The 10,200-nt window shown below is 70.0% G+C and carries 9 protein-coding genes; 3 read left to right on the top strand and 6 right to left on the bottom strand.

What is annotated here, in order from left to right:
- A partial coding sequence (locus tag PMI01_RS27430) for a sensor histidine kinase (RefSeq protein WP_007675128.1) occupies positions 1–152 on the top strand: 152 nt, incomplete at its 5' end.
- 39 nt (positions 153–191) lie between these two features.
- Here the strand turns inward: PMI01_RS27430 and PMI01_RS23270 are convergent.
- The 5 genes from PMI01_RS23270 to PMI01_RS23250 all read right to left on the bottom strand — a co-directional run bounded on the left by PMI01_RS23270 (position 192) and on the right by PMI01_RS23250 (position 8,452).
- Positions 192–4,502 (bottom strand): beta strand repeat-containing protein, encoded by a 4,311-nt coding sequence (locus PMI01_RS23270; RefSeq protein ID WP_007675126.1) that lies wholly within the window; start codon positions 4,500–4,502, stop codon positions 192–194.
- A gap of 255 nt (positions 4,503–4,757) precedes the next feature.
- On the bottom strand, positions 4,758–4,967 hold the full coding sequence (locus tag PMI01_RS23265; RefSeq protein ID WP_007675124.1) for a hypothetical protein: 210 nt from the start codon (positions 4,965–4,967) through the stop codon (positions 4,758–4,760).
- Between the two features lie 84 nt (positions 4,968–5,051).
- Positions 5,052–6,602, bottom strand: a complete 1,551-nt coding sequence (locus tag PMI01_RS23260; protein WP_007675119.1) for a hypothetical protein — start codon at positions 6,600–6,602, stop codon at positions 5,052–5,054.
- Positions 6,599–7,294 carry an ABC transporter ATP-binding protein gene (locus PMI01_RS23255; RefSeq protein ID WP_238537107.1) on the bottom strand — a complete coding sequence of 232 codons (696 nt, stop codon included), beginning with the start codon at positions 7,292–7,294 and terminating at the stop codon, positions 6,599–6,601. Before PMI01_RS23255 ends, PMI01_RS23260 begins: the two co-directional genes overlap by 4 nt.
- Before the next feature lie 288 nt (positions 7,295–7,582).
- The gene (locus PMI01_RS23250; RefSeq protein WP_007675116.1) at positions 7,583–8,452 is read right to left on the bottom strand and encodes a sigma-70 family RNA polymerase sigma factor; all 870 of its coding nucleotides are present in this window, start codon (positions 8,450–8,452) and stop codon (positions 7,583–7,585) included.
- A gap of 81 nt (positions 8,453–8,533) precedes the next feature.
- On the opposite strand from PMI01_RS23250, the gene PMI01_RS23245 reads away from it, so the two are divergent.
- Complete coding sequence (locus PMI01_RS23245; protein ID WP_007675100.1) at positions 8,534–8,995, top strand: carboxymuconolactone decarboxylase family protein; 462 nt, start codon at positions 8,534–8,536, stop codon at positions 8,993–8,995.
- A 99-nt stretch (positions 8,996–9,094) separates the two neighbouring features.
- Here the strand turns inward: PMI01_RS23245 and PMI01_RS23240 are convergent, their stop codons facing one another.
- On the bottom strand, positions 9,095–9,754 hold the full coding sequence (locus PMI01_RS23240) for a hypothetical protein (protein WP_007675098.1): 660 nt from the start codon (positions 9,752–9,754) through the stop codon (positions 9,095–9,097).
- 219 nt (positions 9,755–9,973) lie between these two features.
- Between PMI01_RS23240 and PMI01_RS23235 the strand changes: the two genes are divergently transcribed.
- Positions 9,974–10,200: DUF559 domain-containing protein (locus PMI01_RS23235; protein WP_051990023.1), on the top strand; the 227-nt coding region annotated here is incomplete at its 3' end.

The raw sequence follows: 10,200 nt of genomic DNA, 5'->3' as shown, positions 1-10,200 counted from the left end.
CCGGCGGCCCGCCGGTCTCGCCGCCCACCCGCCGGGGCTTCGGCTCGCGGCTGATCGAACGGGGCCTGGCCTCGGAGCTGTCGGGCGAGGCGCATATCGACTTCCAGCCGGACGGCGTGGTCTGCCGGATCGAGGCGGGGCTGGAGGGGTGATCGCGGCGGCTTCAGCGAAGACGCCGCGACCCAGGCGCTTCAGTTCGGCGGCGTGCCGGGAAACAGCGCCTGGAGATAGGGTCGCGACGCGCCAGCGTTGATCGCCCATACCGTGGCGAAATTGAAGCCGACATAGGTGGCCTGGGCGTAGGCGTCGTTGCCCGTCCCCGGCCCGACCGCGGTCACGTTGGTGATCGTCCCGGCGCCGCCTGGCCCCACGGCCAGATTGCTGCCGACATACCGCCGGGAATAGTAGAGGTTCGACAGCGTGGCGCCCGCCGCGTTGTAGCCTGCGACGAAGCCGCTGGACCCGTAGGCCGGGCTGAAACCGCCGCCGTTCACCCAGGCGTTCTGGATCGTCCCGACGTTGAGGCCGACGATCCCGCCGACGATCCCGCCGTCGGCGGATGCGCCCAGGTCGGTATAGGCGTTCTGGACCAGGCCGCCATTGATGCCGACCAGGCCACCGGCCGCCGATCCGAGCGCGATGACATAGAGATTGCTACCGCCGGCGACGGCGTAGGCGCCGTTGACCGATCCGGCGCTGGCGTTGAAGCCGACAAGGCCGCCGATCTGGGAGTCCCCGCTGACCTGACCGCCTCCGGCGGCCACGTTGGTGAGCGCCGCCCCGTTATAGCCGACCAGGCCGCCGACCCCGGTCGATCCGCTGACGGCGCCCGTGGCGTTCGATCCGCTCACCGCGGCGCTGTTGTAGCCGATCAGGCCGCCGACATAGCTGGCGCCGGTGACCGCGCCGATCGCCGTCGAGCTGCTGACGGCGCCGTAGTTGAGGCCCACCAGGCCGCCGCTGTTGGCGCCCCCGGACGAGACCGCGCCGCTGGCCCGGTTGTTGGACAGTGTCCCCGCGTTGAAGCCGACCAGACCGCCGACGTTGTCGACCGCCGCGCGGATGCCCACGACGTTGGAGGACGAGGAACCGGTCACGAAGCCGCCGTTCAGGCCGACCAGCCCCCCCACCGACGACAGCGACGCCGCGATCAGGGCCGAACCCGTCACGCCGCCGTTGATCGTACCCGCGACCGCGTTGTAGCCCACCAGACCGCCGACCTGGGTGGTCCCGCTCACCTGGCCCGTGCCGGCCGAAACCGACGTCAGCAGGCCGGCGTTATAGCCCACCAGACCGCCGACCCCGGTCGCGCCGGTCACCGCGCCCGTCGCCGAGGATCCGGTCAGGGCGCCGGAATTGTAGCCCATCAGGCCGCCGACATAGTTGAAGCCGTTCACCGACCCCGTCGCCGAACCCCCGTTGAGCGCGCCGTTGTTGTAGCCGATCAGACCACCGGTATAGGCGCTCAAAACACCCGCGATGACCGTGCTGGTGGATTGGACATTGATGAGCGCGCCGCCGTAATTGCCGCCCACGAGCCCGCCGATATTGCTGGAGAACGCCGCGCCGTTGACGATGTTCGCCGATGATGAATCGCTGATGGTTCCGCCATTGGCGCCCACCAACCCGCCGACGGAGGATAGGCTGGCCGTCACGTTCGCCTGCGTCGTGTGGGTGTTGGCGATGGAGCCGCCATTGAAGCCCACCAGGCCGCCGACCTGGTCCGCGCCGCTCACCGCGCCGCCGCCGGCGCTCGCCGTGTTGATCACGCCGCTGCTGTAGCCCACCAGGCCGCCCACGGCCTTGATCCCGGTCACCGCGCCGGACGCCAAGGACCCGCCGTTGATCGTACCGGGATAGGCGCCGGCGGGAACCAGCGGACTGCCATAGGATGTGGCGACGTTCTGGCCGACAAGGCCGCCGACGTAGGACTGGCCTGACACCGAGCCCAGGGCGGTGCTCGCCGTGACGGTTCCGATATTGCTGCCGACCAGACCGCCCGTGAAGGTGCTTGAAGCGCCGGCGACGACGCCGCCGGTCGCGGTGTCGTTGCTCAGCGTGCCGGCGTTGAACCCGACCAGGCCGCCCGTATGGCTGCTGGACGTGCCGACGATCACCGCGCTCGAAGACGAGGAGTTGGTGATGGTGCTGACGTTCAGACCGATCAAGCCGCCTACATAGGTCGACGAATTCTGGCCGGTCACCGTCCCCGACGAGGTGGCGGCGTTGATCGTCTGCGGCCAGCTGTAACCCGCGAGGCCGCCGACATAGGCCAAGCCCGTCACCGCGCCGCTGGCGCTCACGGTGTCGAGGATTCCGAAGTTGGAGCCGACCAGGCCGCCGACAAACTTCCCGCCGGTCACCGCGCCAGACGCCGTCGAGCCTCCGTTGATCACGCCGCTACTGACGCCGACGAGCCCGCCTGCAACGGCCGTCATCCCGTCCCCGGTTTGAACAACATTGTTGCTGACGGCGCCGGTCGCCTTGCCCCCCGTGATGGCGCCCTGGTTGACGCCAACCAGGCCGCCGACGCCTCCCGTCCAGTTGCCCCAGCCGGTGACCGCACCCGTGGCCAGGCTATTCGCGACCGTCCCGATACTTTCACCGATCAATCCCCCCAGGGCGCCCGCGAACGTATTGGAAGACTGGTCGTTCGACACCGAAACGGCCGCGACATTGTCTTTCACGTCACCCGTGTTGTAGCCCGCCAACCCTCCCACGGAACCGTAGAAGGAGGTCGTGGCCACTGCCCCCGAGACAAAATTGCCCGTCAGGGCGCCGCCGTTCCGTCCAACCAGCGTCCCGCCATAGACACTGTCGCCATGCGGCCCGTAGAAAGTCACGCTGATTGCTGCGTTCGTGAGCCCCAAACCGGTCACTGATCCGCCGAACATGATCTCTTGAAACAAACCGACCTTGTCGAAGCCAAAATTTGGCTGGTTGAAGTCGTAGTTTTCCAACTTCAGATTTGAAAGACTGTTTCCCAGTCCGTTAAACGAACCACCGAACGTGTAGATGATGCGGTTTTTGTTTGTCGCGTACAGGCTGGCGACGTCGATCGTTCGGGCCAAGGCATAGCGACCGTTTGGACTGTTATTGACGTTCAGAAGATCGGCCGTCGAATAGATCAGGGTGTAGGCCTGGCCATTGATGACCAGGTCCTGGCCGCTGTTGGCCGCGCCGGTGAAGCTGAGGCCGCCGGTGAAGCCCAGGGTGGGAGAGATGGCGAAGGCCAGCTTGCCGCCCGTGCCGCCGTTGTTGGTGGTCAGGGTGACCTTGCCCGCGCCGGACGCCACGATCGGCGCGTTGACGGCGATGCCGTGATAGGCGTCGAGGGTCAGGCGATTGGCGCTGGACCAGGAAATCCCGGCGTCGACGGTGATGTCGCCCTGGCCGCCCGGGGCGACGACGCCCGGCCCGGTCGCGCCCGAAGCCGTGGTCTGCAGCGTGACATTGGTCGAGGCCAGGTTGGCGCTGATCGTCGCCGCGGCCGCCGCGTCCACGGTGAGGTTGTAGGGATCGACCAGCCAGTCGCCGCCGCCGGTGTCGATCCTGACCCCGGAGAAGTCGACCGCGGCGCCGGAGGTTTCCACGAAACCAGGCCCGCCGCCCGCGCCACGCGCGGTGATGTCGCCCCGGGCGGTCAAGGCCCCCCCTTCGGCGATCAGGAACACCTTGCCGTCGCGGCTCGACACGCCGGTGGCCGAGATGGCGCCGCCGGTGTTGCCGGCCAGGGCATAGACATTGCCGCCGTTGGCCTTCAACTCGACCATGGCCGCGCGAAGATCGCCGCCATTGGTGACCGAAGCGCCCGGGCTGACGATGTCGACCGCGAACTTGCCGTCGTGCAGCGCCTGGTCGCGCAGCCGTACGCCGCGCCCGGCCAGCAGGCCGACGTCGCCGCCGGGCGCCGAAACGGTTCCGGCGTTGCTCACCGTGTAGGCGGCCAGCACCACGTCGCCGCCCAGGGCGCCGATCTTGCCCAGATTGACCACCGAGGCCCCCGACGCGCCGGCCAGGCTCAGCGCGCCGCCGCCCATGAAGGCGTCGTTCGGAACGTCCAGGGTCGAGGCCACGAACCCGCCACCGACGTCGACCACGCCCGACTTGCCGATGATGACGCCCGAAGGGTTGAGCAGATAGACGCTGCCCGTGGCGCTGAGCAGCCCGTCGATCGACGAGCGCTCGCCGCCCGTCACGCGGTTCAGGGTGGCGCCCGAGCCATTCTGGAAATCGACCTTCCCGCCCTCGCCGATCGAGAAGCTGGTCCAGTCGATCACCGCCCGGCCGGACGACTGGTTGACGGTCAGGGCGCTGTCGGACGGGGCCGAAATCGTCGCCGATCCCGCCTGCAGCGTCGCCCCGGTCGGCAAGGCCGGCGCCTGGGCCATGGCCGGCGAAACCGCCATCAGCCAGGGCAGCAGCGACAGGCCAAACAGCGGAAACCTGGCGATCCGTCCCCGCCCGCCCGCGGGCGCCCTCGAACCCAGCCCAATCGTCATCACGGCCCCCCCGATGCACGTTTCAAGCGCCCTGCTTGGGCGTCATTCGAATCGAGCAGCGAGCCAACCAGCGCCCCCGCCCGTCCGTCACACCGAGACATGAACACCTGAACAACGTCAAGTTGCTCCGAAGATCGCGCCGTCACCGCGCCCCTCGAGGCGCGAGGGCGGGGCGGGGACATGGTCGCCCGTTCGATGGCGGGGGGACCGGAGCGCCTCCCCGCGAACAGGCGCCCTTGTGGCCGGATAGCGGGACTATTTGAGGGGCGACGGCGGCGCGGCGACGCGGAACGCGCCGCGCAGGCTCTTGAACAGCAAGGCGCCCAGGGCCAGCAGAGCGGCGGGAACGATGGCCAGCAGCCACACCAGCACGACCAGGCCCAGCTGCAGCGCGCTGATCGCCACGACCAGGGCCTTGGACTCCTGGCGCTCCTGCGAGCGAACCCTGTGCGGCACGGCGGTCATGCGCGGCGAACCAATCCTGTGTGACTGCACCCAATCTACATGCGTCGGAATGCCGCGCTATGCGGGGAATGCCTAATTGGCTTTTTACCGCGTTCGGAGGTTCCGGGCGATCTGGGCGTCGCTGCGCCGCAGGCTCAGCAGGGCCGCGCCGGCCAGGAACAGCGGGATCAGCGCCCAGGGCGCGAAGCCCGCCACGGCGACGCCGGTCGCCCCCGCCAGCAGGGCCGAGACCACCATCTCGGCCAGGGTGGCCATCCACGACGCGCCGCCGCGGCGCTTGAACTCCGACCGCTTGCCCGGCCGCTGGTGCCAGACATTGATCAGGCCGCTGCTCCAGGCGGCCAGGAAGGCGCCCAGCGTCGTCCAGGCGGCGGCGACCGGCGCGAACCAGGCCAGCACCGCGATCGGCAGGGCCAGGAACAGCCCGACCGGGATCAGGGCGGCGGTCAGCTTGGCGCGGCGCACGGTGGCGATCCCGGCCGGCGACACGGCCAACAGGTCGGGCGCCTCCTCGGCCGACAGGGTGATCCAGGCCAGGCTGCCGGCCACCTGCCCGGCCAGGAAGGCCACGACCCCCGCCCCGCCGGCCAGGGCCGCGGCGGTGCCATTGGCGGCGTTGCGGCTGAGCACCAGGGCGGTGGGGATCAGGTACAGCACCCGCAGCAGCACCTGCGACAGCAGGGCCGAATCGCGGCCGATCAGCAGCAGTTCCTTGCGCAGGGTGGCCAGGAAGGCGCCGGCGGCGAAGGCCCGGGCCGAGACCAGGCCGCCCTTCTGGGGCTGGGCGTCGGTCTTGCCCTGGGTGGCGGCGGCGGCGTCGGAGAACCGCCGGCCCAGGACGGCGGCGGACAGGGCGAACAGCACCATCGCCCCGGCCAGCAGGGCCAGCAGCGGCAGGGGCTCTCCCAGCATGGCCCGCAGCGGCAGGCTGGCGATCGGCGGCGGCCTCAACCGGCCCTCCTGGGCCTGGCGGGTGATGTCGGCGAACAGGCTGCGGCTGGTCTGCTCGCCCAGGATGGTCCGCGCCTGGCTGATCAGGAAGAACGCCGCCCCGACCAGGGCCGCCATCACCTGGGCCACGGTGCGGGTGCGGCGCGGGCCGATCAGGGCGAACAGCCCCATGGCCAGCAGCAGGCCGACGGCGGTCGAGGACAGCGCCAGGGCGCCCAGCACGCCGAACACCCCGATCCAGCCCGGATGCCCCCAGATCACCGTCGGCAGCAGCAGCGGTATGGCGGCCAGCAGGAACAGGGTGACCACCCCGCCCGCCACGCCCAGGGCCCGCACGAACAGCACCTTGGCCGGGCCGATCGGCGAGGAGAACAGCAGGTCCAGGTCGCCCCGCTCGTACAGCGCCTCGCTGGAGGCGCTGAGGGTCTGGGACAGCATCAGGGTGAAGACCACGGCGGTGAACAGGGCGGCCAGGCTGACCGACAGCGGATTGATCGGGGCCTGCCGGCCGTGCAGGCCCAGGGCGATGAACACCCCGCCCGTGATCAGCAGCGCCCCGATGACCGCCAGGCTGATCAGGCCGCGCGCGCTCCTCCCGGCCCGACCGGCCCGGAAGTTGCGCCAGTAGAGCCGCGTCTCGTGGGCCAGCAGCCAGAGGACCGAACCCGGCGCCGTCAGGGTCACGCGGCGGCCTCTTCGGGCGTCGCGGTCAGTTGCAGGAAGACGTCCTCCAGGGTGGAGTCGCCCTTCCCCTCTCCTGCCTGGGCGCGCAGCGCGTCCAGCGTGCCCTCGGCCAGCAGCCGGCCGCCGGCGATGATGCCGATGCGGTCGGCCATGCGCTCGGCGACCTCCAGGATGTGGGTGGTCAGGATCACCGCGCCGCCGGCCCGCACGCGGTCCTGCAGCATGTCCTTGACCAGCCGGGCGGCGGCGGCGTCCAGGCCGGTCAGCGGCTCGTCGAGGATCAGCAGCTTGGGGTCGTGGATCAGCGCCCCGGCCAGGGCGACCTTCTGCTTCATGCCGCGCGAGAAGCCTTCGCACCGCCGGCGCGCCTCGGACGCCAGGCCCAGCTTGGCCAGCAGCCCCTCGGCCCGGGCCTTGGCGGCCTTGGGCTCGACGTTCCACAGGCCGGCGACGAACTCCAGATATTCCAGCGGGGTGAGCTTGTCGTAGATCATCGCCTCGTCAGGCGCCCAGGCGGTCAGGGCCTTGGCGGCGGCCGGGTCGGCCCGGGCGTCGACCCCGAAGATGCTGATCTCGCCCTTGTCGGGCTTGGTCAGGCCGGCCACCATCCGCAGGGTGGTGGTCTTGCCCGCCCCGTTGGGCCCCAGCAGGGCGTAGAGTTCGCCGGCGTGGACCGTCAGGTCCAGGTCCATGACCGCCGGCTTCGTGAAGGTCTTGTCGAGGCCGCGGACGATCAGGGCTTCGGTCAAAGGCGGGTTCCCGAGGGTTGGCGTTCGGGCGCATGTGAACTGGATTGGGGACGGGGTTCAAGGTGTGAAGCTCCGTGTCGAATTCGGGCACCTTCCCTCCCCTTTATGGGGAGGGGGGACCAGCGAAGCTGGTGGGTGGGGCTTCGCCGACGCACTTGGCGCCCTGCACCGGCCCCCACCCGTCGGCTTCGCCGCCCCCCTCCCCACGAGGGGGAGGGACAGACGCAATGGCTACAGCATCACCACCGTCATCCCCGCCAACCGCTCATGGTCCGCCACCGCCTCGATGCTGGTGATCCGGCCGTCGGCCACCGCCAGCCGCAGCACCACGAACAGCCGCCCGTCACGCTCGACCGCCAGGGCCAGGGCGCCGTCGACCAGGGCCGGGCGGGCCGCCTGGGCGCGGCCGACGAAGGTGGCGGCCACGGCGTCGGCGCCGCGCAGTTCTTCCGCCCCGCCCACCCGCACCGCCTGGGCGTCGGAACGGAACACCACGTCGGGATCGAGCACCGCCAGCAGGGCCGAGAGGTCGCCGCCCCGCGAGGCGGCCAGGAAGGCGTCGACCACCTGCCGCTGGCGGACCTGATCGGTTTGCGCCGAGGTGGTCGCGCCGCGCACTCGGCGACGGGCCCGGCTGGCCAGCTGCCGGGCCGCGCCGGGCGTGCGGCCGACGATGACGGCGATCTCCTCGAACGGCAGGTCGAACAGGTCGTGCAGCACGAAGGCCACCCGCTCGGCCGGCGGCAGGGCCTCCAGCACCACGGTCATCGCCAGGCCGATCGAGTCGGCCAGCAGCATCTCGCGCCCCGGGAAGTCGGCGTCGTCCTCGTCCACCGCCGGCTCGGGGACCTGCGGCCCCAGGGCGTCCTCGCGCCGCGACCGGCGCGCCCGCAGCATGTCCAGGCAGACGCGCGAGACCACGGTGGTCAGCCAGCCGCCCAGATTGGCCACGGCGGCGGCGTCGGACCGGCTGAGCCGCAGCCAGGCCTCCTGCACCGCGTCGTCGGCCTCGCCGTGCGAGCCCAGCATCCGGTAGGCCACCCGGCGCAGGTGGGCGCGATTGGCCTCGAACTGGCCGGCCAAAGAATTTTGCTCGCTCACCGTCACACTCCCTCGTCGCGGTCCGTCAGAGGGGTGACGGTCGAAGAACGGCCGATGTGACCAGCAGAGGAAAACAAGGCCATGCCGCAAGCCAGAATGACCAACCCCGCCCTCGTCCTGCCCGACGCCCTGAAGGCCCTGCAAGCGCTGGACGCGGCGACCAAGGCGGCCGGCGTCTCGGTGCGCACCCTGGAGCTGATGCACCTGCGCGCCAGCCAGATCAACGGCTGCGGCGTCTGCGTCGACATGCACCCCAAGCTGGCTCGCAAGGCCGGCGAGACCGACGAGCGGCTGTTCGCGGTCGGCGCCTGGCGCGACACCCCCTATTTCACACCGGCCGAGCGCGCCGCCCTGGCCCTGACCGAGGCCGTCACCCGCCTCAGCGACCGCGCCGACCCGGTACCGGACGAGGTCTGGAACGAGGCCGCCGAGCATTACGACGAGGCGCAGCTGGCCTCGCTGGTGCTGTCGATCGCCTCGATCAACGTCTGGAACCGGCTGAACGTCTCGGTCAAGCAGGTGGCGGGGGCGAGCTGGGCGTAGAACGGGAGGGGACACACACTCGCGGCCAACGCCCGACGTCCTGCCGAGGCGTCGGCGGGCGAGTGTGTGTCCCCGCCTTCGCCTAGAGCAAGCGGCCCCCTAGCTCTGGATCAACAGCGGAACGAGATCTTCGTTCGGCATCACCTGGGTGGCCGAGGCCGCCAGGGCGTTCCAGCCCAGGTTGATGTCGAACTGGACCGTGCAGGTGTCCTGGGCCGAGAGGTCCACCAGGAGGCCTTGCGACAAGGCCCTGTAGATGACCGTGCCGGTATTGACGTAGTTCTGCGCGAACATCAGCAACACCTGCTCGACCGGCGTGATCACGTCCAGATTTTGGCCATAGAGCGGCAGGGCGCAGACGGGCGAGGACCGGCCGTCGACGGACTGCGACAGCCCCGTCGTCCACGGCTGGTTACCCTGGTTGAGGATCGAGACCGCGCCGGCCGCGCCGCCGCCGCCAACCGTCATGCCGCCCGATTGGGCCACGTAGGCGGTCTGGTCCAGGTCGATATCCACGCTGGTCGTGACGTTGATCTCGGCATTGGCGATGATCTGCGAGGTCGAGACGAAGGCCGCGTACTGATCCTGCCAGGTCACCTGCATGACGGAGGTGAAATTCGGCGTGCTGTACCAGATCAGCGGCGCGCCGCCCGACGCCGTCGTGCTGACGGCCTTCATGGCGTAGAGCGCGTACCCGTTCTGGGCCAGGGCGTCGATGGTCTCCGGCGACAGCTCGATGTCGATTGTGTAGTTGGTCATTGGCGTTCCCCCCGGGCCGATCGCCGCCTTCGGGCAAGACGCGCGATTGCAACCACCGGGTAGGTGGCCCTCGAACTCGCGTGAGTGCAAGGGGGGACCGGACGGGGACACACACTCATCCCACGGCCCATGTGAACCTGGCGCGGACAGCGGGATGAGTGTGTGTCCCCGGTTGATCCGCCGCGCCCGCCGTCTATCCACCGGTTCTAAGACCAAACCCTGGCCGAGAAAACGCTCTGGACCCTCGTGCGCAATCGCCGCCTGGGCGGGTTCAAGTTCCTGCGGCAGGTGGCGATCGACCGCTACTTCGCCGACTTCGTTTGCGAGGCGGCCAGGGTGATCGTGGAACTGGATGGCCCGACCCATGACGGTCGCGAGGCCTATGACAATCGTCGCACCGAGATCCTGGAGTTATTTGGATACATCGTGGTGAGGTTCCGCAACGA

It is taken from the genome of Caulobacter sp. AP07 (assembly GCF_000281955.1).
Taxonomy (GTDB): Bacteria; Pseudomonadota; Alphaproteobacteria; order Caulobacterales; family Caulobacteraceae; genus Caulobacter.
Note: the sequence above shows the minus strand (reverse complement) of the source record. Positions and strands in the feature narration are given on the sequence as shown.